Raw genomic sequence first — 24,121 nt, 5'->3', positions numbered from 1 at the left:
TTCCGAAGATTGCAGCAATGTGCGCCTCGCTCATCCGCCTACTTGTGCCGGAAGCGACATGGCGACGGGCAGCCCCCCGACTGGCAGAAGAAGAAGAGATTGAGAATTTATAAAGCAGAACGATAGTGCCAAACTGATGTTAATTCATGAAAATCAGAAAAAAAATAGTTAAAAATTGGAATACATTGTCGTTTGTCTTATTTTTGTATGCCGAAATTCTTAATAACTTTATGCTATGACAAAGAGCAAACGGAACATTTTTTTTATCAGCATACTGGTAATTTTCATCATTGCAGGTTGCGGCAACCCCACTGACAAAAAAGCAGGCGTAAAAACGGATGTAAAGCCGGAAAAGTCGAAAGACGTGGTGTACGTAAATGTGCAGGTGCAACTGCCTACAGCGAATATCAATGCGGACAACGAAAACAATAAGGCAGACAGTGATGGCAGTACAAGCAACACCGCGACAAAAGAACACGAGAACCGGGTGAACAGCATCCTGCTTGTGCTGGCCGACAAAGACGACAAATTCATTGCCTGCGGTGAACAAGTATCGTTGACAGCCCTCAACAAAGCCAAAGGCACCATCGGCACCGTCCAGAAAATAGACAAAGCCGCACTGGCTGCCTACTACAAGCCCGACGGTACGCTGGATGAAGGAAAAGACAGGATTCATATCTATGCCTTCTGCAACCCGACAAACGAATTAAGAGACCTCTTCAAGGAGCACTTCATGCTGAAAGAATGGATACACAAAACCGAAAACATCACTGAAGACGCCAATGGCAACATAATAAGAGGAGAAACCGTGTGGGGAGGAAAAGACCATCAGCATGGATTCCTGATGTCTACCGCAGACAGAGCAAGCATCGAAAAGAACATACCCCGAAAAATGGAGCATTGGGAAAAACATACCCAAAAGAACACCCCCTTCAACTTCTCCGGCACGAACCGCCAAGGCCCTGAACAGAAAGAGATAAACAACAAAGGCAATATCCGGGTGGAACGCGCCGTGGCACGTATCGACTTCAAAGACGGAAGCAGAAACGGAGACCAGACCTACGTGCTGGGAAATGACGAAGCCAATGCCACCCTGAAGGTGAAACTGACCAAAATGGCGCTGGTGAACATGAGCCGCGACTTCTACTACCTGCGACGCGTGTCGGACGACGGTACCAATGCCGATGCACTGATTTGCGGAACGGAATATAGACACGGCCCCCAGACCAACTATGTGGTAGACACGGACGCTGCCATAAAAAAAGGAATTACCCGGAACATCGATAAAGGTTATCCGTTCAAGGACTACTTCAACTTCTGCCTCGGCAACTACGAAGGAGGCAACTGGCACATCGATGCCACCGCGCGCAGCCAATGGTACACCTCGCTGATTTCAAAAGTCATCAAGAACAACGGAAAAGACTACCACACGTGGCGCTATGTGACCGAAAACACCATTCCCGGCATAGAAATGCAGCAGAACGGCATCACCACCGGCATCGTGCTCAAAGGGCAAATCATGGCAACCGACAAAGCCTCCCGGAAATTGCAGGATGCCATTGCAAACGCCAAGGGGAATCCGGCCAAAGACCCCATTCTTTATTTCTACGCCAATACGCTCTACGTGACATGGGAAGAGGTACGCGAAAAGGCATTGCTGACAGAAGAGACCGGCAGATTCTATAAAGCCGTATTCGGAAACACCCCAAAGAACCGTCTCGCCATAAAAAGCAACGGACAAGCAGCCGTCTACAGTGCGGACAAGACCAGTCCGGACTATTTGTGGCAAAAATGGCATGAGCAGAACATTGACAACAAGACGTTGCAGGCAGATTTCAGGAAAGCCGCCAAAAAGGCGCAATTCACCCTTTATCAATCGAGCACGGACGACTACGATGCGGCAGGTTATTACTGTTACTACTTCTGCTGGAGCCGCCACAACGACAATCGGAACAATAACGTGACGGGACCTATGGAGTTTGCCATAGTGCGCAACAATATTTACAAACTCTCCGTAACGGGAATCAACCGCCTGGGGCATCCGCGCATTTCAGAAAACGACCCTACTCCCATAACTCCGGACACCCCGGATGAGAAAGACAGCCACTACCTCACACTGTCCGTCGAAGTAACCCCTTGGAGAGGTGCATTGACCACCCGGCCTGACTGATATAAAAAATGGCAAAAAAAAAGAGGGTTTTGACACACCCTCTTTTTTTGTCACATTACATAGGCAGATTCTCTACCTGCTCTTTTGAACATACCGGCAACTTGCCCTCTTGCCCCATGGCCACAAAAACCGTAGCACAAAGCACTGTCCACTGATTGCCGTATGTCATCGTACTGCTATGACTGTAGCCCAAGCAATGCCCATACTCGTGAAACATAGCCTGGCGGGGATAACTATGCGGATGAGACCCCGGCGCCGTGGCATCAAAGTAGACACCCTTATAACAATAATCGGCCAGACCATAAGTATTGCCTCCACCCAGGCCGCCTACTCCGACCACACGTCCCAGCACAAGACCACCATGACTGCGGATTCTTTGTCGTAAGGCATCCAGATTTATCGGTTTTCCTCCATTGTCCTTCAGCTTTCCCTCGTATGCATTCATCTCCACATTGAACTCTTCGGAAGCAAACATGAAAGCCATGTTGAGCGCCAACGCCACTCCGTGACGGCAAAGCAAGGGGTCCATGTGCCGCCAATAAGCATGCCCCTTATCGGCCGAATAAGCGGAAAAGCGGATAAACCACCGGCTGTCTATCTGCTCTATCTTTTTCATGAAGGGGTCTTCCGTACGGACAAGCAACGTCACGTCGTCATTGGAGAGTTCCGGCTGTGCCGGAACCGTTATCCGACGACCGTTCTCCGAAACAAACGTACGTTCCGAACTGACCACCGGCAAGGGGAACGATGCCTCCATAAACGGATAAATACGGTCGAAACGAGCCAACTCGAAGAATTCCGTACTCACTTTGTTGAAACGGCACAGTATCTTGACATCACTGATGCCCACCGGCGAGAAGAACTTTACAAGCAACTGATGATTATCGGATACTGACACCTGCAACGGGGCATTCACCCGAAAGGAACGTCGATTGCTATCGTAGAACACCTCACGCGGCTCGTCGGCCAGAAACATGGTATCCGCCCGGAACCGGGAGAAATCTTCCTCGCGCACATAGAGCAAGCCTTCGCCACTTTCGGGATGGCGGTAATCGATGCGGATATGCGACACGCGCCCGGCTTCTACCTTGCAATCACCGAAGCGATAAACCTGCACAAAAGAGGTTCCGTCGCTACGCTCCGACTCAATCGTTATACGTCCGGAAAGCGCCTCCCGGCCGGGCAACGAGTAAAATGAACGGCGCTGCGTGACATCGTACGCGTCCACTCCTCCGGCACCTGCGTACTCGCCGTCAGCCTGAATGCCGGTATATACTCCTTGGGCATCATCGAAAGAGACCGCTATGTGGCGGATAAAACGCCACATATATTCGGACGACACGTCCAGGTCAACATCCACCCTGCCCACACAAGGTTCCAGACAGACGGTCTGCATCACCGGAGCCTGCTCCCTGCCGATATGCAACGCTATCTTCTTATAAAACCACGCCTCATCAAGCGGTGCCTTCTCCTCGCTATTCACCAACCAGGCGTCCGACAGCAGGGCCGGCTCGTCGACCGCAAACTCCGATTCCGGATGAGTCGTAGCAAGAAACACCACGGTATAGTCACCATGCCCCAGCCCTTCGATGGTCAGTTTGGAAAAGTCGGCTTCCAGTTTCTGATACAACGGCTTGATTACTTCGCCCCGTTCATCGGCTATGGCATACCACATACGGGCTATCGGTTCCGGCTGTTCGCTGCGGGTGCGCACCCCGGCAATGACATCTGCCTGCAAGCCGAACCGGAAGGTCACCTGCCCTGCGCCGGCCTGTTCAGCGCTGTCGAAGCCAAGCCCGTCCGAAGAGCAGCTGGCCAGCAACGGCAGCAATCCCAAAAGCATTATAATTCTTATAATCTTCATGTCCTGCCCTCCTCTATTTCTTTACACAACGCAAGGACGCGAACGCCTCCATCTGCAATCGCTGTTCGGCAATGACCGCCGACTCTTTTCCCTCGAACTGCATCCAATAGGCCCAGGCATATCCTCCGGGACATCCGTCGCGCTGGCTGGTCCACAATACGGCACGTTTTCCGAAAGCGGGATTGTTGGTAGTCGATTTGTCGCCCTTCCCGCCTGCCAAAGGTATGATGAGGTAACGGCCGGTATCTTCCGAAGTAAACTTCACGTAATGCTGCGTGCCGGTGACACCGGTAGGAGTCACCAACGTACCTTCTCCCACATGGAGTGTGGCGGTAATCCGCTCTCCGTTTCCTGCCGTATAAGTACCAGGAATTTCCTGACCTTTAGGGAACAAAGAGTTCAGTTCGTTGCGGGTGGGCACTCTATATCCTTCGGGACAAGGCATGTGCGAATCGTTCTGCCAAGGCATGTCGGCAGTCTGGTTGCCCAAGTTGTTGGAAGGGTTATATCCCTGCCAAGGCACATACATATACTTACGGCCGCACTGGAACAGACCTCCGACCGTATTAATCCAGCTGGTGCGGTACATGTCTTCCACCGTGACACCGTCCAACGGATAAATCTGGTCTTCGAGGTCGCGGCTGCGCGCGTTGAAGGCCATCCACACGTTTCCAGCCATCTCTACCGTTTCAATCTGCTTGTCGCTGGGAGCCACACGCACTTCCACGAAATCATAGGAACCGGTCATGAGCGCATTCTTCAGGTGTACCATGAACGAATAGCCCAACCGTCCGCTGCCTTGCGCCGGAACAGACACGCTGAAGGAAGAGACAATCCCTTCGGCCTCTTCGCTTACCGTCATGTCGGTCAGCATCACGCCATCCACAACTCCTTCGGCAGACGCAATGTCTATCCGGGTATCGGCAAGAAACGCCAGTTGCATGCCATCGACTCCCGTCATAGGCACTTCTACAATGTTGTTCTCATAGTCTACCGATACTCCCTCGGGTATGACCGACCGGGAGGCATCCAACAGAATTCGATGGTCTGCGTCGGGCTTGCCGGTCACCGTTTCGCCCTCTTCCCAAGGCTTGATTTCGAAAATTCCTTCCACTGTAGCCCCTACGTTAAGTACCGACAATTCATACACTTTGTTGCGTTCTATACGCGGCAACTCCATTTTCAGCCTGATGGGAATCCCATCATACGCACCACGCAAAACGACATGGACCGGACACATGCTTTCAAAAATACGGAATACGCTCGGCTGTTCTCCTCCGAATGCCGGTTCAAACGTCTTCACATATTTCACCGTCTTGTCTGACACGGCAACGCCTTCCTGAAACGGAAAAGTTTCGGCCGGGGCATCTTCCACTATAATCTCCTCAATCCGTATCTTATCATCGGACGTAGTATTCAAGTCGATACGGGCCACACCACGTTTCATGGCCACACTGACCTCCGGATTACTGCGTGTCTCGGCACCATTTTCCAATTGAACCACCGCCGACATGAAGTCCGGAGCGGAATTATCATGAAGTCCCTCGCCAATGGCCATATTACACAAGTCTTCTTCGGTAAGGCTCTCTTCCTGAACAGGCAACTGCACTTCCGAGAGAAAATATAGCCGCGACCCGCTGAGCGCGGAGATGCTGGATGTACCGTCTTGTTTCGGATTCAGCAACTGCGTCCTGTATAGAATGCCGTCACTAAACTGAAAAACAGACACTTCACGTAGTTCTCCGAAGGAATCTTCTCCTGAAGCAGTGATACTTTTCACTACCAATGAATAAGTTTGTTGCCCGCTATCCTCTCCGGACGGTGCGTCATCCGAGCAAGCGCCCCAAAATAATGTTCCGCACAAAAGGAGGACACTGATTTTCTTACAAAAAATGTTCATAATACCAATTGAATTTATATAAAAACAAAAATGTCTCCAATACAATTTTCAAAAGCGGGTGCAAAAATATAACTTTTTTCAGGATGAAAAATATCTTCCTCATCTTTTTATTACAATCCGCCAACTCCCTTTTTCACCTCCTCTCGTCACTGCACACACCTGCCGGATAATTGAAAGAAAAACTCAACACTACAATCCACAGGAGTCTTATGATGATGTAGCCCTCCCCCGGCCTGCTCTTTCCTGCATGATATTTTTTGATTATCCAAGAAATATCATGTACTTTTGCACAAGTTAGAAAAGAGACAATGATAGACCAACCCACCATAGACCGCATACTTGATGCCGCACAAATATACGATGTGGTATCAGACTTCGTCACCCTGCGTAAACGCGGCGTGAACTATGTAGGCCTGTGCCCTTTCCACGATGACAAAACCCCCTCCTTCTATGTGTCCCCTGCCAAAGGACTCTGCAAATGCTTTGCCTGCGGAAAAGGAGGAAATGCGGTGCACTTCATCATGGAGCACGAACAGATGTCCTATCCCGAAGCGCTGAAGTACCTTGCCAAGAAGTATGGTATCGAGATTAAAGAACGCGAACTATCCAGTGAGGAAAAGATAGCACAGAGCGAACGGGAAAGCCTCTTTATCGTAAACAACTTTGCCCGCGACTACTTCCAGAATATCCTGAAGAACCATGTTGACGGCAGAAGCATCGGCATGGCCTATTTCCGCAGCCGCGGCTTCCGCGATGACATCATCGAGAAGTTTCAATTGGGTTACTGTACCGAGAGCCACGACGCCCTCGCTCTGGAAGCCCTGAATAAAGGATACAAAAAAGATTATCTCGTCAAGACCGGCCTCTGCTACGAAACGGACGACCACCGACTGCGCGACCGCTTCTGGGGACGGGTCATCTTTCCGGTACATACTCTCTCCGGCAAGGTGGTGGCCTTCGGAGGACGCGTACTTGCCGGTGCCACCAAAGGTGTCAAGGTGAAGTACGTCAACTCGCCTGAATCGGAAATTTATCATAAAAGCAACGAGCTGTATGGCATATACTTTGCCAAACAAGCCATTGTAAAACAAGACCGTTGTTTTCTGGTAGAAGGTTATACGGACGTCATTTCCATGCACCAATCGGGCATAGAGAATGTGGTTGCCTCTTCGGGCACAGCATTGACACCCGGACAAATCCGGATGATTCATCGCTTCACCAACAATATGACAGTGCTCTACGACGGTGACGCTGCCGGTATAAAGGCCTCTATCCGAGGTATTGACATGTTGCTGGAAGAAGGCATGAACGTAAAAGTTTGCCTCCTGCCCGACGGTGACGATCCGGACTCCTTTGCCCGCAAACACAATGCGACGGAATTCCAGAACTTTATACAAGAGAATGAAACGGACTTTATCCGCTTTAAAACCAATCTGTTGCTTGAAGATGCAGGAAAAGATCCCATTAAGCGTGCCGAGCTTATCGGTAACCTCGTGCAGAGCATTTCCATCATTCCCGAAGCCATTGTGCGCGACGTCTATGTAAAGGAATGCGCCCAATTGCTGCATGTAGAAGACAAACTGCTGGTTTCCGAAGTCGCCAAGCGTCGCGAAAAGCAAGCCGGGCAACAAGCAGAACGGGCAGAACGCGAGCGCCGATTGGCCAATGCCGCAAGAGCCAACGCAGAAGCAGGCATTGCCAACGGTAACCATACAGCAGCTACAACCACCCCTGATGCACAGCAAGCCGTCGGCTATCCGTCTGAATTGCTGCCCGACGGTTCCCTTTCCGAAACTCCTCCGCCTTTCCCTCCGGAAGAATATGTATCTTTCATCCCGCAGGAAGGAAAAGAAGGACAGGAGTTCTATAAGTATGAACGGCTGATTTTGAAGATGGTAGTACTCTATGGCGAACGGGTGATGTGCAATATCACCAATGAAGAGGGGCAGGAAACTCCTATCACTGTAACCGAATACATTGTCAATGATTTAAAAGAAGACGAGCTTGCCTTCCACAATCCGCTTCACCGGCAAATCCTGACGGAAGCTGCCGAACGCATCCATAATGAGGGTTTTACCGCTGAACGGTATTTTGTGGCGCATCCCGACCCCGTCATCAGCAAGCTGAGCGTGGAACTTATCAGCAACCGCTATCAGTTAAGGAAATCACAGATAGAACAAATGGTGACGGACGAAGAACGCCTCTATGAACTAATCCCACGGTTAATGATTAACTTCAAATATGCCATCGTCTGCGAAGAATTGAAGCATACTCTATCTGCATTGCAAAACCCTGCCATAGCCAACGATGAAACTCAGTGCAACAGCATCATGGAGCGCTACAACGAATTGAACAAAGTAAAAAGCCTCATGGCAAAACGGCTGGGAGACAGAGTCATCCTGAATCTTTAAATTCAATCCGGGGAGTTCTCCGTCACGAATTATGCCTGATTAAATTCATAAATTCCTCGCGGGTCTTCGCTTGGTTGAATGCTCCGGTAAAATCGGATGTAGTGGTAATGGAATTCTGTTTCTCTACTCCGCGCATCTGCATGCACATGTGTTTGGCCTCCACAACAACCATAACCCCCAGCGGATTCAGGGTCTCCTGGATACACTCCTTTATCTGGAGTGTCATGCGTTCCTGCACTTGCAGGCGGTGAGAGAAAATATCCACTACACGGGCTATCTTGCTCAGTCCGGTAATGTAGCCGTTAGGAATATATGCCACATGTGCCTTTCCGTAGAATGGAAGCATGTGGTGTTCGCAAAGTGAGAAGAAGTCAATGTCTTTCACAATCACCATCTGGCTGTACTCTTCTTGAAATTTGGCCGAACGAAGCACCTCGTGCGGGTCCATATGATAACCTTTCGTCAACGATAACATGGCCTTCGCCACCCGTTCAGGTGTCTTCTGCAAACCTTCACGTCCGGCATCTTCACCCAGCAGAGTAAGGATGCGGTGATAATGTTCCTTCAGTTCATCCAATGAAGGAGATACGATTTCTTCTTTTCCTAACATGACAATTCTTTATAAGGGGATGTTTATCTGCTCTTTCACGATAGAAACTTCCTTGAATATACCGGTAGCCCGCAACCGACGCATCATGGCATCCGCTTCTTCAATGCTGCGGAAGTCTCCTGCACGGCACAGCCAACGGGGAGGATTGAAAGAGGTATAAACTGTAAGTTCGGGGAAATGTTCCTTAATGCGGGTAGCCACCGCATAAGCTTCGTTCTTGGCCTGACGGGTATTATTCCCTGCATAAACCTGTATGCGGTAACCCGAACTTTTAATCGCTTTCCGTTCGTCTGATCCGACAGGTACATACGCCGAACCTATCAATGCCGCAATGCGCGCATCCTGATGGATAGTCACCTTACCTTGTCCCGGCACATTACGTTCCAGACTTTTCACAATATTGTTCTGCGCTACAGAAATGGTTGCAAAAGCGAAACATGCAACTAAAAGTAAACCAAGCTTTTTCATAATTGATAATTGATAGTGGATAATTGATAATAAGAAACAAAGGGAATTGATAACCGACAACAAGCACATACATACCCGTTATCAATTATCAATTCTCCATTATCCATTAGTTAAAAGCATCGATGATACCCTTGAAGTCGGAAACCTTCAAGGCAGCGCCACCAATCAGACCGCCGTCAACATCCGGGTTGGCAAACAGTTCCTTTGCATTGGAGGGCTTGCAGCTGCCACCATAAAGAATAGAGCAGTTGTCAGCGATTTCCTTACCATACTTTTCAGCAATCAATGAGCGGATGAAAGCATGGATTTCCTGTGCCTGTTCCGCAGTAGCAGTCTTACCGGTACCGATAGCCCAAACCGGCTCGTATGCCAAGATAATCTTAGAAAAATCTTCGGCAGACAAAGAGAATACAGAAGCCAGCTGAGCGGCTACCACTTCATTCTGCTTGTTTGCTTCACGTTCTTCCAGTACCTCACCGATACAGAAAATCGGAGTCAGACCGTTAGCCAAAGCCAATTTCACTTTCTCTTCCAGAATAGCAACTGTCTCACCGTAATAAGCACGACGCTCAGAGTGACCCAGAATTACATATTTTGCACCAGTAGAAGCAACCATAGCAGCTGATACTTCGCCGGTATATGCGCCCGACTCTTTGTCTGCACAGTTTTCTGCACCTACACCAATCTTGGCTGCATCTACCAAAGGAGTAACAGACGCCAGGTGGATAAACGGAGTACAGATGATTACATCACAATTAGGCTTCTCGTTAGCCAATGTTTCATTCAGTTCTTTCGCAAGGGCAATACCCTCCTGGAGGGTCTTGTTCATTTTCCAGTTACCTGCAACAATGTTTTTTCTCATTTTGTTTTATTATTAAAAGGGTTAATTATTTACTATTTGATACTATTCTCTATTCTCGTCTGAGCCGTTGTCTCTCCCGGCGCCTTACGACTAAAATATCGACACAAAGCACCATCATCAGAGGGATGATGAACCATAACAACACATAGCCTATGGTTCGTAAGTCACTTTCCTGCTTCTGCCTGCCCAGTTCCAAGTTGTCCAAGCTGTCAATCAGCACATATTCATCAGGCAGCCGATTGTCACTCCATTTGTTTAAAATCGTTCCGTCCTTTATCAACAGCAAACCGGGATTTGAACGGATAATGGTCTTCAACGTAATATCATCCGTCTGGCAGAAAGGATATTCCGCTCCAGTCTTGTCACGCCACAACTCAATCTCGTCTTCCGGAGATGAAGTCAAGGCATAAAAACCGTAACCGTGCTCCACACTGTAATCATATATTTCGTTGATAAGGTCGATATTGCTGTCATCTGCCTCTTCTATCCGATGGGCAACCAACAGAAACGTATATCCCTCATCCGACAAGACACTGTCCGTTATATCTTCCCATGCTTCCAGACTCATCATGGAAAAATCATGAATGAGGGGTTCATAGCCTTTTTCTTTCAATATCATACGCGACTCCACAAACGTCCATGTGCTGTCCGGGTAATTTTGCAACGTAAATTCCTGACGCTTGCCTCCTTTTTCCAATATGAACCGACTCTCAAACACGCTTGGTTTGGCACCTTCGGGAATTTCCATACCTGCCTTGATATTCGCTCCGATTCTATAAGGACGGAAATCAAGTATCGGCAAATTCTCCAGACAATAAAAGGACAACGCAAACACAAACAGAAACGTATACATGGAAATCATCCACTCTATCTTCGGTGTAATGAAGCGTACCAGCAAATCCTGCCATTTGAATACAGACACTGCCGCCACCAACAACATCACGTTTTTACTGAAAGTCTGCCAATTGGTCAATACCCACGCATCACCAAAACATCCGCAGTCGGACACCGGATTTGCTAAAGCCAGATAAAGCGTCAAAGGGGTCATCACCACCATCAGCAGCAGTGCCAATACAGACGCCACCTTCCGGCGTATACCCAAAAACAAGAAAACACCTACACAGAACTCTATGGCAGACAACACGATTCCCAACAACAACGGCAAATAAGAAGGAAACCAGGAAATTATGCCGAAAGCCGTCAGATAATCCTGAATCTTATAAAAAAAGCCCAACGGGTCAACGGCCTTTACAAATCCGGAGAAAATGAACAAAGCCCCCAGCAGAAAACGACAGAGGTTCACCCAAACCTTTCCGACAATATGTTTCTTGTCAATCTCCAAATTCAATCTTAATTAAGCCGAACACGGAATAGTTAATCATATCCATATAGTTGGCATCAATACCTTCCGAAACCAAAGTCTCTCCGGACAAGCTTTCAATCTGCTTTGTCCGGTAAATCTTCATCAAAATCAAATCCGTATACGAACTGATGCGCATACTGCGCCAAGCTTCATCATAGTCATGATTCTTGGCAAGCATCAACTCCAAAGAGGTTTTGGCATATTTATCATACAGCACCAATGCCTCTTCATTGGTCATATCGGCAGCCTCGGCATAGCCAAGTTCCAACTGTATCAGCCCTACAATTCCATAGTTGACAATAGCTATGAATTCAGAACGGATGCCTTCGTCTACCAAGGTCACTCCTTTCGTTTCAATGCTTCTGATGCGGTTGGCTTTGATGAATATCTGGTCTGTCACGGAAGACGGACGAAGAATGCGCCACGCCGGACCGTAATCATGAAGTTTCTTGGAGAACAAGTCACGGCAAACCGCAATGATATGTTCAAACTGTTGCTTGGTATCTTTCATTTCCTTGCTTGTTTATGCTGAAATACAGCCTATTTTCACAATGCGCTGCAAAGATAGGAATAATTAAAGAAAAAGAAAAAGAGGGCACTCTAAAATCTATTAAAGCCCCTCTTTCTATAGAGATTGTTTTACGTTTTTATGAGCAGCGCAATACTTGTCCCGGTCTCAGGATTGTCTTACGCGTAATCCTGTTCAGTTTGCAAAGTTTGTCTATAGAGGTTCCTTGACGTGCTGCAATTCGTCCCAATGTATCTCCCTTCTTTACCTTATAGAACAGACCTTCACCCGACGCCATGCTACGTGCAGTACCGGAAGAGCCTTTTGCCTTATGGAATGTATAGGAGTCAGCTACGATATCCTGCTTTTCAAAATCAAACATAAGTGCAGGATTGATGGGGATTCCCAAGAAACGGGTTTCAAAGTGAAGATGTGAACCGGTGGAACGTCCGGTATTCCCTCCCAAAGCAATAGGTTCACCGGCTTTTACCAACTGGTTCGTATCAACCAACTGCTTAGACAAGTGTCCGTAAACGGTCTCCAAACCATTGTCGTGACGAATAACGACGTATTTGCCATATCCGCGACGACCTTGATTCTTGACTACACGTACTTTTCCATCAAAAGCCGCGCGAATTGTATCTCCTACATACACCTTGATGTCCAAGCCGTAATGGGCCCTTCTTCTCCGGGGACGGTAACCGAATACATCTGTAATACGGGTATTTGAAGTAGGCATGCAGAAACCGGTCAAATCAAATGTATAGTTCTCAGGCACAATAGCGTTGCCATAAGCTTGTACGAATTCGTTATTCCAGTTGGGATATAAATCCAAACCCGGATACAAGGATTGTTCCGCACGTATCTGTTTCTGCAAAGCAAGCGAATCTACACTTTTAAGTTTTCTGTCGATGGGGGCTTGGCGGGCAATCAGGTCTTGCGAGAAAGAATTCAAGCTGACCATTGCCGTCGCAGCCAATAAAGCAGTTTTTATCCAATTAAAATTCATTCGTTTCGTCATTCATTTTGATATCCGTCGCAAGCATCTCGGCAAATCAAACACCACTTGTTCTACACGAATATCCGGATTGATTTTCAAAAAAATTCTCCCAAAGGTAATATTTCTCTCTGAAAAGCGACATCAATCATTAACTATTTTTTTGAAGAAGAGAAAGCTGTAAAACCCACAAAGTAGCCTTAATCTTTTATTAATATGAGACTTACACATAAACATGTTTTACAACATAAAACACAACAAAAGTGTATATTCAACCGTTTTTCTTAGCTAATGGCAGCCCAATTAACGTTCGTTTTTCTCAACGCTTTCAATTGTCGCCACAAGACCTCATTCTCGGGCAACATGCCATGTGGGTCTGCATCCACCACCGTTTGGGCCACTTCACGGACATATTGCAGCAATTGTCCGTCACGGGCTACATCGGCAATCTTCAGGTCGAAAGCAATGCCGCTCTGCTGTGTCCCTTCCAAATCTCCGGGACCACGTAGTTTCAAGTCCGCTTCCGCTATTTCAAAACCGTCATTGGTCCGCACCATTATCTCCAAACGCTTCCTTGTGTCTTCCGCCAACTTATAACCGGTAACCAGAATACAATACGATTGGTCGGCTCCACGTCCTACGCGTCCCCGAAGCTGATGAAGCTGAGACAGCCCGAAGCGCTCGGCGTTCTCAATCACCATCACCGAAGCATTGGGCACATTTACACCAACCTCGATTACAGTGGTAGCCACCATTATCTGTGCCTCGCCGGATACGAACAACTGCATCTGGGCATCTTTCTCGGCAGGTTTCATCTTTCCATGCACCTTGCAAACCCTGCACTCGGGAAATTCCTCACAAATATGCAGATATCCTTCCTCAAGATTCTTTAAGTCAATCTTTTCGCTTTCCTTAATCAACGGATAGACAATATAAACCTGCCTACCTTCGGTAATCTGCTTGTGCATGGACTGGTACAAGCTTATCCGACGGCTATCAAACTGATGAAGAGTGACAATCGGCTTACGTCCGGGAGGTAATTCATCGATGACAGACACATCCAAATCGCCATAAAGCGTCATTGCCAATGTACGGGGAATCGGGGTTGCCGTCATCACCAATACATGGGGGGGCTGTACATTCTTTGTCCACAACCGTGCCCGTTGGGCCACGCCGAAACGATGCTGCTCGTCAATCACCACCAAACCGAGCGAAGCAAAATTCACCGTATCTTCAATGACGGCATGAGTACCTATCAATATATGTATGTCTCCCGTCAACAAACCGGCAAGGATAGCTTCACGCCGCTTGCCCTTGACAGAACCGGTCAACAGTTCCACACGAACTTCCATTCCATACAGCAGTTCACGAATGGTTTCATAGTGCTGGTTTGCCAGAATCTCGGTAGGCGCCATCATACACGCCTGATAACCATTATCGAGCGCCATCAACATACTCATCAGCGCGACAAGCGTCTTTCCACTTCCCACATCGCCTTGCAACAAGCGGTTCATCTGCTTTCCCGAGCCTACATCCTTACGGATTTCCTTCAATACCCGCTTCTGCGCATTGGTCAGTTCAAAAGGAAGATTACGGGAATAGAAAGTATTGAACACTTCCCCCACCCTTTCAAAAATATAACCGCGATATTTCCGCTGACGGTCTTTTGCATACCGCAGGATGTTCAACTGTACGTAAAAAAGCTCCTCAAACTTCAGCCGATACTGTGCCTTGCGCAATACATCCGGATTAGCGGGAAAGTGTATATTGGCCAAAGCATCCGTCAACGGTATCAGATGATGCCCGGCAAGTATGGCGGGAGAAAGGGTCTCGGGTAATGGCTCACGCAACTGTTGCAGCGCCGTATTCATCATCTTCTCAATGGCATGTGAATTGAGAGAACTCCGCTTCATCTTTTCAGTCGTATTATAATAAGGTCGTAACCCCATGGACGACAATTTCAAATCCGAAGCAGAGTCTATGTCCGGATGAGCCATGTTTATCCTGCCATTGAAGAAGGTGGGTTTTCCGAATACAATATATTCCTGACGCACCTTATACCTCCCCACCAGATATTTGATGCCCTGGAACCAAACCAGATCCACCACTCCCGTACCGTCAGAAAAATGGGCAATCAGCCTGCGCTGGCGCCCCTCTCCGGCTGTCTCAAAACTCAAGATTTCACCTTTCAGCTGAATATAGGGCATCGTCCCGTCAATCTCCCGAACATAATAAATCCGACTGCGGTCTACATATTTGTATGGAAAGTAATATAGTAAATCGTGCAAGGAGTAAATGCCCAATTCCTTATTGAGCACCGAAGCACGCTGCGGCCCGACGCCCGGCAAATATTTTATGTCACGCGTGGCTAAATCGAACATGAATCTATAAGAGCTGTGGCTATTTTTAAATCAAAAGGAGTGGTTATTTTAATGTTTTCCCTGTTTCCCGGTGTCAAAAAGACAGATGCACCCAATGCCTCCACCACAGAAGCATCATCGGTAAAGTGGGGCATATAAGGCTGCTCGTATGCCGCTTTCAGCAATTCTGCGTCAAAAACCTGGGGAGTCTGCACCAATCTATAGTCATCCCTACTGACAGTCACACTGCCTTTCCCTCCTATACGTCGAACGGTCTCTACCACACCGATTACTGGAATTACGGCCTTTTTCTCAGCTGCCAAGTCATAGCAGCGCGTAATCACCTCCCGGGCCACAAACGGACGTACCCCATCGTGCACACCAACCAAAGCAGGTGTCTTTACCAAAGCCAAACCATTCTTTACGGAGTGAAACCGCGTCTCCCCTCCATCTGCAATAACATGCGGCAATGAAAAACAGTACTCCTTGCACAGCTGCCTCCAGTAGTCCTGCTGGCTGTGAGGAAGTACTAATATAATCTGTATCTCAGCATTACAGGCATAAAAAGCTTCCAACGTGCGCATCAAAACCGGCTTTCCTCCTATCGGAAGAAACTGTTTGGGAAGGTCGGTTCCCATGCGCAAGCCCTTACCACCTGCTACAATCAGAGCATACTCCATTAATTGAGATTTGAAAATTAAAGAACACACATGGCTTCTTTCAGTTCCTGCACTTTTCCTTTGCCTTGTAGCAGTTCCACTACAGCCAATGCAAAGTCCATAGCAGCACCCGGTCCTTTTCCTGTAATGACATTGCCGTCTCTTTCCACCAGGGCACCCGTACATTCCGCACCTTCCAAATATTGTTCAAATCCGGGATAACAAGTGGCTTTCTTGCCTTTCAGCAATCCTAATTTACCCAATACCATAGGAGCTGCACAGATGGCAGCAATCGGTTTCCGCTCTTGGGCAAAACGCAGTATCAGGTTACGCAGTTCTCCACATTTTTCCAAAGTGGACGCACCCGGCATACCGCCCGGCAATAATATAAGCTCCGCATCGGAGAAATCACAGTTCGCTATGTTCTTATCGCACAAGACCGGAACATGGTGTGCTCCCGTCACTATTTCATCAGGAGTTACCGTCACCATTTCTACGTTCAATCCGGCACGTCTCATCACATCTACAGAAGTAAAAGCTTCTATTTCTTCAAATCCGTCGGCAAAAAAGACATAAACTGTACCCATAATTGTTCCTCCTCTTATTTTAGATTAAAATAATACGTTATTGTTCCCGTCTGATTGTTCAAGCCGCTTACCGCATTGAAACGGGCTTTCCTGGCAGCATCTTCCGCCGCTTTCCGCAATGCCGGATTGACGGTATTGGTCTGACGATTGATACTGGTCGCTATCACATGTCCGGCAGGGTTCACTGTGATGGTCACCACAACCCGGCCCTCATCCTGCACATTATATACCGGTCGGGGCAATCCGCCCTCACCGAGAGAACGCCCGCCCAAATTAAACGAACCGTAACCTCCCGTACCCGAAGTAGCTCCGGACGGAGCATTCCCTGTAGGACTTCCTTGAATACCTTCTCCTTCCGTGTCACCTTTACTACCCATCTGGGCACCTTTGCCAAAAGCGCCGGCCACTCGTCTGCGGGCAGCCTCTTCGGCTTCCTTACGCTCCCGCTCGGCCTTTGCCGCCGCCAGTTTACGGGCTTCTTCCGCTTTTTCGGCTTCCGTTTTTTCCGGCTTCTTCACCTCCTCTTTTTTCTTGGGTTGGGCTTTGGGTTTTATCGCAACTGACTCTTCAGTTTCCTGCGTAATGATATCCTGCTCCACCGTTTCCTGCACCCGGGGGGCAATTTCCTCCGGCATAACGTCCACCTTTACCAAAGAAGGATCGGCAGCACCGAGTGCATCGGGCACTTCTCCCAACATAACAGGCACACCACCTTCTTCCGAAGGTTCCGGCCGGGTGAATCCTACCAGTATCAAAAGGACAATAATGGCAATATGCACCACGAGTGCACCTACCATACCTATATATTTTCCTTTCTTCTTCTGATTCACCATTGCATTTACAATTTAACCATGTACAATGTACGATTTAGTTTTCCGGCGGCCGTGTTGCCAGCACCATCTTGAACTTATTCTCATTCGCAATATTCAACACCTTCACGATTTCCCGATAGGGCACCGTTTCGTCAGCATACAAAGCTATATACATTTCAGGTTCCTTCTCCGCACACGATTGCAGGAAAGGAGTCAATTCTTCAAGCGTCAGAGACTGTTCCTTGTCATTGCCAAAAGCAGCATAATAATTCAGGTTTTTATCTATGATAACTCTTGTCAAAGGCTTCGCAGAGGTCTGTTGCTTTCCCTGCGGCAACAGCACCTTGATAGCATTGGGTGATACCATGGTAGACGTTATCATAAAGAAAATCAGCAGCAGGAAAATCAAGTCCGTCATGGACGCCATACTGAAATTGGGCGATATTTTAGCTCTACGTTTTAACACGCTTCTCCTCTTCTTTTAATTATTCATTTTTTAATTAATCATTTCGCCGGTTCATTCAACAAATCCATGAATGCCATTGTCTTGGCTTCCATTTTGTTGACCACGCCATCTATCAGTGTCACCAGATAATTATAGGCAAACATAGCTATGATGCCGACTATCAAACCGCCCACCGTAGTAATCATTGCCTCATAAATACCACCGGAAAGCAAGCCGATATCAATATTATTCCCGGCATTCGCCATTTGCCAAAACGCACGTACCATGCCTGTCACCGTGCCAAGGAAGCCAAGCATAGGAGCCCCACTGGAAATAGTGGCCATAATCGTCATTCCCTTCTCCAGTTTGGCAACCTCAATATTACCCACATTCTCAATGGCAGCCTGCACATCGTTCACCGGGCGTCCCAAACGGCTGATACCTTTTTCAATCATACGAGCCGAGGGAGTATCCACACTGCGACAATAAGCAATGGCAGCTTTCAATTCCCCACCCAAAATATAATCCTTTATTTTATCCATGAACTGAGGGTCTTCTTTCCCCGCCTTCCGGATAACATAATTACGTTCAAACAAGATGTAAAAACAAAGTACGGACATCAAGCCCAAAACAACCATAATCCAGCCACCTTTGATGGCCATGCTCCATAAATTCATTTCGTCGGAAGCGTTTACTTGTGTCAGTACCGGATTGGCACCTGAAATAGAGTCAGTCAGTGCCGGAGCCACTTGGGCCAATAACAACATTACATTCATCAGCGAAGACAGTTTTTATATTCCTTGACCGTACGCTCCAATCCCAGATACAATGCGTCACTAATCAGCGCATGCCCGATGGACACCTCGTCCAGCCACGGAATGTTTTGATAAAAATAATTCAGATTCACCAGACTCAGGTCATGTCCGGCATTCAGCCCCAGACCTAAGCTTCGGGCCACCTTGGCAGCCTCGACAAAAGGAGCCACAGCCGCTTCCCGTCCTTTGGGATAAGCCGTAGCATAAGGTTCCGTATATAGCTCCACGCGGTCGGCACCGGCCTTGGCGGCATATTCAATCATTTCGGTATCGGTGGAAACAAATACGGAAGTACGGATACCGGCATTGTTGAACTCATCCAGCACTTCGTTCAAGAAGTCAAAATGGGTCTTGGTATCCCAACCTGCATTTGAAGTCAGCTGTGTAGGACTGTCGGGAACCAAAGTAACCTGATGCGGTTTCACCTTCAAGACCAAATCCATAAAATCGGGTGCAGGATAACCTTCGATATTGAACTCCGTACGCAACAACGGCCGCAAATCATACACATCCTTACGGCGAATATGCCTTTCATCAGGACGGGGATGCACCGTAATACCATCAGCACCAAAGCTTTCACAATCCTGCGCAACCTTTATAACATTCGGAACATCACCTCCACGGGCATTGCGCAGCGTTGCAACCTTATTTATATTTACGCTTAATCTCGTCATAATTTGGTTTATAGTTTGGGACAAAAGTACAAATAATAGCAATATGTTGGCAGCATTCTGAGAAAAAAATAGCATCTTTGCGCAGCATAACAATAGATTGACTATGAAATTTGCCATAATTGGAAATACTTACCAAGCAAAAAAATCTTCCCATGCAGAGAATCTTTTCCGCATATTGGAACGGCATAATGCACAACTTTGTGTCTGCCGGGAATTCTATCATTTTCTGACTGCCGACTTACATCTTGACATACCGTCTGCCGAATTATTTGACGAAGATGACTTTCATGCCGACATGGTTATCAGCATCGGTGGTGACGGTACTTTTCTGAAGGCAGCCAGCCGTGTAGGAAAAAAGAATATTCCAATTTTAGGCATTAATACCGGCCGTCTGGGATTTTTAGCGGATATCTCTCCCGAAGAAATGGAGAACACTTTTGAAGAAATTTACAATAACCATTATAAAGTGGAAGAGCGTAGTGTGCTACAACTGAAATGTGATGACGAACTATTGATGAAGTTTCCTTATGCACTCAATGAAATTGCCGTACTAAAAAGAGACAGTTCTTCCATGATTAGTATCCATGCAGCTATCAATGATGCTCCACTGACAACCTATCAAGCCGATGGACTGGTCATTTCCACCCCTACTGGCTCTACTGCCTATTCGCTCAGCGTAGGAGGTCCGGTCATCGTTCCTCACAGTAAGACGATTGCCATTACTCCTGTGGCTCCGCATAGTCTCAACGTCCGTCCCATCGTCATTTGTGACGACTGGGAAATTACACTTGATGTGGAAAGCCGTAGCCATAACTTCTTGGTTGCCATCGACGGGCGTAGCGAGTCCTGTAAAGAAACTACCCGGTTGCATATCTCACGGGCAGATTATTCCATCAAAGTAGTAAAACGCTACAACCACATCTTCTTTGACACATTACGGAATAAATTGATGTGGGGGGCGGATATCAGATAATATCCGTATATTTGCAAAGCATTCTAACTTTATCTTCAATATAAATGAAAACATTTTTCACCTTCCAAAGAACAGGAATATGCCTCCTGCTCGCAATGTTATTATCAGTATGCCATATTCAGGCACAAAACAACCTGGCAGCTTTACTCCCCTTACCCAACCACATTCAACAAGGTGAAGGTTTATTCCGACTTTCGGAAAATGAAAAAATGGTTATCAGTTCCGGTACATTATCGTTCATTGCCAATGAACTACAAAACATTTGGCACCAACGATTCGATATGGAGCTCCCGATTGGTACAGAAGGAAGAATCAAGCTTCTACTTAACTCTGAAATTCCTGACTATGAACAATACAGGCTCTCCATAACTCCCAACGAAATAACCATTGAAGGTAAAACCGCCGCCGGCATACTCTATGGCATATACACCCTTGACCAAGTACTCTTAGGAGATGTCATAAACACCGGAAACAAAAAAATCCAGTCCCTCTTCATCGAAGACAGCCCGGCGTATGCACACCGTGCGTTAATGCTCGACCCTGCCCGTCATTTTCTACCCGTGAATGATGTGAAACACTACATCCGGCAGATGGCACGTTATAAATTCAATGTATTGCAGCTCCACCTCAGTGACGATCAAGGCTGGCGAATTGAAATCAAAAGTCATCCTAAACTAACCGAAGTGGGCGCTTTCCGTACTCCTCAAGGGGGTAATAACGGACCCGACAACGGTTTCTATACCCAAGAGCAAATTAAAGACCTGGTAGAATATGCCGCAAACCTGAACGTGGAAATCATTCCCGAAATAGATATACCCGGACATACGGCTGCCATTCTTACAGCTTATCCGGAACTGCGTTGTGACATCCATAAAGACTCCATCTTCAAATTGGGCAAAACGGACAATGTCATGCTTTCCGCAGCCAATCCGCAAGTATATAAGCTCCTTGATGATGTCATCCGCGAAATGTCACTTCTCTTCCCCTCCAAGAAGATTCATTTGGGAGGGGATGAATCCGCCATCAAGAAGAACTGGGCAAAAAGCCCCGAAAACCTTCAACTGATGAAGGAACACGGCTATACCAATCCTGACCAATTAATGAACATCTTCTTCGGAAAGGTGTTGACTTCTACCAAACGGTACGGACTCCACACCATCCTCTGGTGCGAGCTGGATAATATCTATTACCCTGCCAGCAAATATCTCTTTGACTATCCACAAGATGTCACCCTCGTGACTTGGCGAAACGCCCTCACTCCTAAATGTATCGAACTGACACGGAAATCCAACAACACTCTTATTCTTGCTCCCGGTGAGTACGCTTATCTAGACTACCCGCAATACAAGAACGATTTTCCGGAATTCCACAATTGGGGAATGCCCATCACTACCCTTCAGAAAACATTCAGCTTCGATCCCACTTACAAACTAGAGGCTGACAAGCGCAAACAAATCATAGGAATCATGGGAACCCTATGGGGAGAAGCCATCAAAGATATAAACCGTGCCACCTATATGACTTTCCCCCGAGGGTTGGCTTTAGCCGAAGCCGGCTGGAACAAAAATCCCGGTACAAACTGGAAAGACTTTAAACGCCGGATGTTACCTAACCTATACAATCTGATTCAACGGGGGGTGTCTATCCGTGTGCCTTTTGAGGTGTTCGGGAAAAATGAGAATTAAACTGCTACCAAGCCTAAAAAATAGATAGCGAACTATCTGGTTAGGGAAAAAGAATATAATCATTTTGCATTAATAGAATGCACTCAAATAATTAAATAATTCATAACTTTACCACCGGATTTTCTATTCTCTTTATCAAAGAGAATGATTTTATCTTTTGTTTTAGTATGGTTGCAGATGATATTTTATTATTGAAACTTATACAATCTAAAGATGAGCACGCTTTCAAATATCTATTTGATATGTATTTCGTGCCCCTCTGTCGATATGCGCATTTATATCTGAACAACACACAAGAGGGAGAAGAACTCGTTCTTGATATTTATATGTACTTATGGGAGCATGGTAATCAAATAAATCTGACTTTATCACTAAAAGCCTACCTTTTCCAAGCAGTACGTAACCGATGTCTGAACTGTTTACGAGACAAAAAAAAGATGCTTCCGCTTGACGAGGCAAACGATATAATCAATGATGAAACAGCTTCAATGCTTGAAATGGAGGAATTGAATCTTCTTGTACAGGAAGCTATTTACGCATTGCCCGACAAATGCCAAAAAGTATTCCGATTAAGCCGGGAAGGAAGCAAAACCAATCAAGAAATAGCCAATGAAATGAACGTCTCGGTAAAAACAGTGGAGGCACAGATTACCAAAGCATTAAAACGTATCAAAAATTTTCTTGATGATAAATATGCCTATCTCTTTCAAATCCCCTTGCTTTAGCCACATGCTATTACGAACCAATACTAAAGCAAGGGGATTTTTTATATTCGCCTCACTTTTTAAAACCCGGAATGCTCCTGCTTATTTTCATAAAATTCAGTTCCCCTGTTCTTTTCTCCGGAATAATTCCACTCTATTTCGTCCATATATTCCTCTCCATTTTTTACGGCCACTGCCTTCAATATATTCTTTCCATTATCAAGGGAAACATGGTCAAAGACATAATGCACTTCTGTATAGCCTTTTCGAATACCCTGCAACTCTTTACCATTCAGATAGACCTTGGGAGTTCCAATATTCGAATAAACTGTTACTGAAGTTTCTTTACGCTCCCTGTCTATATTACGACGTTGAGTAAGATGCACTACAGGCTCCTTGCTCCAATTCGCTTTATACCAATAATAGGAATCTTTTCTTGTTTTTCTATCAAATGTCATCAAGCCTTTCATATTCCTGGCCACAATTCCTCCACGATTAGCCATAGGAGTAGCAAAGTCAAAAGAGTTCCATAAATAAGAAGCTACGATATACGGATGTTTAGCAATCACACTCCAATGATATTCATGCACTTTGGTCTGAAATGTCTCCGGATAATATTGTTCCCACCATTTCAAAGATTCTCCCAACAGTTCCGTCTGATGATTAATATTGGCATCCGCACCATACTCCGAAAGAATAAATTTTTGGCTAGGATACTCTTTTTCCAAATCTTCTATCCACGTGTCTATATCCTTGATTTTTTTCTCATACCAGCCAAAATAACGATTCATTGCCTGAATATCAGCATTTAGATTCACCGGATGATTCATGTGTCCATAACCATTTACTGAAACAGTATAACGGTCAGGGTCTTCTGTTTTAGCAAGGTCATGAAGATCGGCAGTAAGCTGTGCCGTATATTCATGGGGAGAATATACCTCATTGTGCAATCCCCACACATAGATGGAAGGATGATTGTAATTCTGACGGATTAGCTCCCTAAGCTGGTTCTTTGCATTTTCGGCTTCTTCTCCTGTCACCCGATTCACAAAAGGAGAAGCTGTTTAAAATTTATTGAAGATAAACGTTATTACAATGAATAATATATTGTAAATCAGCAGGTTAATTGAAGGTTTATTTGTAGCTTTATGAGTGTCAATCAATTAGAGTTATGGAACAATACTCAACTAACCTTACTGATAAACAGTGGCAAGTTATAGAAAAAATTATAAATCCGCAAGAAAGGAAGCGAAA

20 protein-coding genes and 1 pseudogene are annotated in these 24,121 nt (G+C 46.5%); 5 read left to right on the top strand and 16 right to left on the bottom strand.

Going from position 1 to position 24,121, the window contains the following annotated elements; all coding sequences use genetic code 11:
* Positions 1–235 precede the first annotated feature (235 nt).
* Positions 236–2,170 carry an Mfa1 family fimbria major subunit gene (locus tag M1B78_RS12545; RefSeq protein ID WP_257940846.1) on the top strand — a complete coding sequence of 645 codons (1,935 nt, stop codon included), beginning with the start codon at positions 236–238 and terminating at the stop codon, positions 2,168–2,170.
* Between the two features lie 55 nt (positions 2,171–2,225).
* Here M1B78_RS12545 and M1B78_RS12540 read toward each other — a convergent pair whose 3' ends face one another.
* Together M1B78_RS12540 and M1B78_RS12535 are read right to left on the bottom strand one after the other, a co-directional pair.
* Positions 2,226–4,034 carry a hypothetical protein gene (locus M1B78_RS12540; RefSeq protein ID WP_257940845.1) on the bottom strand — a complete coding sequence of 603 codons (1,809 nt, stop codon included), beginning with the start codon at positions 4,032–4,034 and terminating at the stop codon, positions 2,226–2,228.
* A gap of 13 nt (positions 4,035–4,047) precedes the next feature.
* On the bottom strand, positions 4,048–5,934 hold the full coding sequence (locus M1B78_RS12535; protein WP_257940844.1) for a fibrobacter succinogenes major paralogous domain-containing protein: 1,887 nt from the start codon (positions 5,932–5,934) through the stop codon (positions 4,048–4,050).
* A gap of 308 nt (positions 5,935–6,242) precedes the next feature.
* On the opposite strand from M1B78_RS12535, the gene dnaG reads away from it, so the two are divergent.
* The gene (gene dnaG, locus M1B78_RS12530; RefSeq protein WP_257930681.1) at positions 6,243–8,345 is read left to right on the top strand and encodes a DNA primase; all 2,103 of its coding nucleotides are present in this window, start codon (positions 6,243–6,245) and stop codon (positions 8,343–8,345) included.
* A gap of 22 nt (positions 8,346–8,367) precedes the next feature.
* Here the strand turns inward: dnaG and folE are convergent, their stop codons facing one another.
* From folE to M1B78_RS12465, 13 genes are all read right to left on the bottom strand, one after another.
* The gene (folE, locus tag M1B78_RS12525) at positions 8,368–8,955 is read right to left on the bottom strand and encodes a GTP cyclohydrolase I FolE (protein WP_005829983.1); all 588 of its coding nucleotides are present in this window, start codon (positions 8,953–8,955) and stop codon (positions 8,368–8,370) included.
* A 9-nt stretch (positions 8,956–8,964) separates the two neighbouring features.
* Complete coding sequence (locus tag M1B78_RS12520; protein WP_035457767.1) at positions 8,965–9,423, bottom strand: SPOR domain-containing protein; 459 nt, start codon at positions 9,421–9,423, stop codon at positions 8,965–8,967.
* A 106-nt stretch (positions 9,424–9,529) separates the two neighbouring features.
* Positions 9,530–10,285: a triose-phosphate isomerase gene (gene tpiA / locus M1B78_RS12515; protein ID WP_005829974.1), complete on the bottom strand. Its 756-nt coding sequence runs from the start codon at positions 10,283–10,285 to the stop codon at positions 9,530–9,532.
* 49 nt (positions 10,286–10,334) lie between these two features.
* Positions 10,335–11,627: a BT_3928 family protein gene (locus M1B78_RS12510; RefSeq protein WP_257940843.1), complete on the bottom strand. Its 1,293-nt coding sequence runs from the start codon at positions 11,625–11,627 to the stop codon at positions 10,335–10,337.
* The gene (locus tag M1B78_RS12505) at positions 11,617–12,159 is read right to left on the bottom strand and encodes a DUF1599 domain-containing protein (protein WP_016273109.1); all 543 of its coding nucleotides are present in this window, start codon (positions 12,157–12,159) and stop codon (positions 11,617–11,619) included. The genes M1B78_RS12510 and M1B78_RS12505 overlap by 11 nt, the downstream gene beginning before the upstream one ends.
* 136 nt (positions 12,160–12,295) lie before the next feature.
* Positions 12,296–13,165: a M23 family metallopeptidase gene (locus M1B78_RS12500; protein ID WP_035457839.1), complete on the bottom strand. Its 870-nt coding sequence runs from the start codon at positions 13,163–13,165 to the stop codon at positions 12,296–12,298.
* 272 nt (positions 13,166–13,437) lie between these two features.
* The gene (gene recG, locus M1B78_RS12495) at positions 13,438–15,534 is read right to left on the bottom strand and encodes an ATP-dependent DNA helicase RecG (protein ID WP_257940842.1); all 2,097 of its coding nucleotides are present in this window, start codon (positions 15,532–15,534) and stop codon (positions 13,438–13,440) included.
* Complete coding sequence (locus M1B78_RS12490; protein WP_257940841.1) at positions 15,522–16,193, bottom strand: 2-C-methyl-D-erythritol 4-phosphate cytidylyltransferase; 672 nt, start codon at positions 16,191–16,193, stop codon at positions 15,522–15,524. Before M1B78_RS12490 ends, recG begins: the two co-directional genes overlap by 13 nt.
* 17 nt (positions 16,194–16,210) lie before the next feature.
* Entirely contained in the window at positions 16,211–16,759 is a 549-nt protein-coding gene (locus M1B78_RS12485) for a DJ-1 family glyoxalase III (RefSeq protein ID WP_257940840.1), read from the bottom strand.
* A 14-nt stretch (positions 16,760–16,773) separates the two neighbouring features.
* The gene (locus M1B78_RS12480) at positions 16,774–17,592 is read right to left on the bottom strand and encodes an energy transducer TonB family protein (RefSeq protein ID WP_257940839.1); all 819 of its coding nucleotides are present in this window, start codon (positions 17,590–17,592) and stop codon (positions 16,774–16,776) included.
* Between the two features lie 34 nt (positions 17,593–17,626).
* Entirely contained in the window at positions 17,627–18,037 is a 411-nt protein-coding gene (locus M1B78_RS12475; protein ID WP_246866876.1) for an ExbD/TolR family protein, read from the bottom strand.
* Positions 18,038–18,075: 38 nt separating this feature from the next.
* Positions 18,076–18,792, bottom strand: a complete 717-nt coding sequence (locus tag M1B78_RS12470; protein ID WP_257940838.1) for a MotA/TolQ/ExbB proton channel family protein — start codon at positions 18,790–18,792, stop codon at positions 18,076–18,078.
* The gene (locus M1B78_RS12465) at positions 18,792–19,505 is read right to left on the bottom strand and encodes a pyridoxine 5'-phosphate synthase (protein WP_257930674.1); all 714 of its coding nucleotides are present in this window, start codon (positions 19,503–19,505) and stop codon (positions 18,792–18,794) included. The genes M1B78_RS12470 and M1B78_RS12465 overlap by 1 nt, the downstream gene beginning before the upstream one ends.
* Positions 19,506–19,608: 103 nt before the next feature.
* Here M1B78_RS12465 and M1B78_RS12460 point away from each other — a divergent pair, with 103 nt between their 5' ends.
* From M1B78_RS12460 to M1B78_RS12450, 3 genes are all read left to right on the top strand, one after another.
* The gene (locus M1B78_RS12460; RefSeq protein WP_257940837.1) at positions 19,609–20,478 is read left to right on the top strand and encodes an NAD kinase; all 870 of its coding nucleotides are present in this window, start codon (positions 19,609–19,611) and stop codon (positions 20,476–20,478) included.
* Between the two features lie 44 nt (positions 20,479–20,522).
* Complete coding sequence (locus M1B78_RS12455) at positions 20,523–22,163, top strand: beta-N-acetylhexosaminidase (RefSeq protein ID WP_430732571.1); 1,641 nt, start codon at positions 20,523–20,525, stop codon at positions 22,161–22,163.
* A 167-nt stretch (positions 22,164–22,330) separates the two neighbouring features.
* Positions 22,331–22,888, top strand: a complete 558-nt coding sequence (locus tag M1B78_RS12450) for an RNA polymerase sigma-70 factor (RefSeq protein ID WP_257940836.1) — start codon at positions 22,331–22,333, stop codon at positions 22,886–22,888.
* A gap of 59 nt (positions 22,889–22,947) precedes the next feature.
* Here the strand turns inward: M1B78_RS12450 and M1B78_RS12445 are convergent.
* A pseudogene (locus M1B78_RS12445) lies at positions 22,948–23,922 on the bottom strand (glycoside hydrolase family 2 TIM barrel-domain containing protein); the annotation flags it as partial.
* Positions 23,923–24,121 lie beyond the last annotated feature (199 nt).

Source organism: Bacteroides muris (ex Fokt et al. 2023), assembly GCF_024704895.1.
Classification (GTDB): domain Bacteria; phylum Bacteroidota; class Bacteroidia; order Bacteroidales; family Bacteroidaceae; genus Bacteroides; species Bacteroides muris.
The sequence above is the reverse complement of the archived record's forward strand: the minus strand, read 5'-3'. Positions and strand labels throughout refer to the sequence as shown.

Bases quoted from the DNA above. Each gene is read 5' to 3' on its own strand.
- M1B78_RS12545 (WP_257940846.1), top strand. From the start codon at position 236: ATGACAAAGAGCAAACGGAACATTTTTTTTATCAGCATACTGGTAATT.
- M1B78_RS12540 (WP_257940845.1), bottom strand. From the start codon at position 4,034: ATGAAGATTATAAGAATTATAATGCTTTTGGGATTGCTGCCGTTGCTG.
- M1B78_RS12535 (WP_257940844.1), bottom strand. From the start codon at position 5,934: ATGAACATTTTTTGTAAGAAAATCAGTGTCCTCCTTTTGTGCGGAACA.
- dnaG (WP_257930681.1), top strand. From the start codon at position 6,243: ATGATAGACCAACCCACCATAGACCGCATACTTGATGCCGCACAAATA.
- folE (WP_005829983.1), bottom strand. From the start codon at position 8,955: ATGTTAGGAAAAGAAGAAATCGTATCTCCTTCATTGGATGAACTGAAG.
- M1B78_RS12520 (WP_035457767.1), bottom strand. From the start codon at position 9,423: ATGAAAAAGCTTGGTTTACTTTTAGTTGCATGTTTCGCTTTTGCAACC.
- tpiA (WP_005829974.1), bottom strand. From the start codon at position 10,285: ATGAGAAAAAACATTGTTGCAGGTAACTGGAAAATGAACAAGACCCTC.
- M1B78_RS12505 (WP_016273109.1), bottom strand. From the start codon at position 12,159: ATGAAAGATACCAAGCAACAGTTTGAACATATCATTGCGGTTTGCCGT.
- M1B78_RS12500 (WP_035457839.1), bottom strand. From the start codon at position 13,165: ATGAATTTTAATTGGATAAAAACTGCTTTATTGGCTGCGACGGCAATG.
- recG (WP_257940842.1), bottom strand. From the start codon at position 15,534: ATGTTCGATTTAGCCACGCGTGACATAAAATATTTGCCGGGCGTCGGG.
- M1B78_RS12490 (WP_257940841.1), bottom strand. From the start codon at position 16,193: ATGGAGTATGCTCTGATTGTAGCAGGTGGTAAGGGCTTGCGCATGGGA.
- M1B78_RS12485 (WP_257940840.1), bottom strand. From the start codon at position 16,759: ATGGGTACAGTTTATGTCTTTTTTGCCGACGGATTTGAAGAAATAGAA.
- M1B78_RS12480 (WP_257940839.1), bottom strand. From the start codon at position 17,592: ATGGTGAATCAGAAGAAGAAAGGAAAATATATAGGTATGGTAGGTGCA.
- M1B78_RS12470 (WP_257940838.1), bottom strand. From the start codon at position 18,792: ATGAATGTAATGTTGTTATTGGCCCAAGTGGCTCCGGCACTGACTGAC.
- M1B78_RS12465 (WP_257930674.1), bottom strand. From the start codon at position 19,505: ATGACGAGATTAAGCGTAAATATAAATAAGGTTGCAACGCTGCGCAAT.
- M1B78_RS12460 (WP_257940837.1), top strand. From the start codon at position 19,609: ATGAAATTTGCCATAATTGGAAATACTTACCAAGCAAAAAAATCTTCC.
- M1B78_RS12455 (WP_430732571.1), top strand. From the start codon at position 20,523: ATGAAAACATTTTTCACCTTCCAAAGAACAGGAATATGCCTCCTGCTC.
- M1B78_RS12450 (WP_257940836.1), top strand. From the start codon at position 22,331: ATGGTTGCAGATGATATTTTATTATTGAAACTTATACAATCTAAAGAT.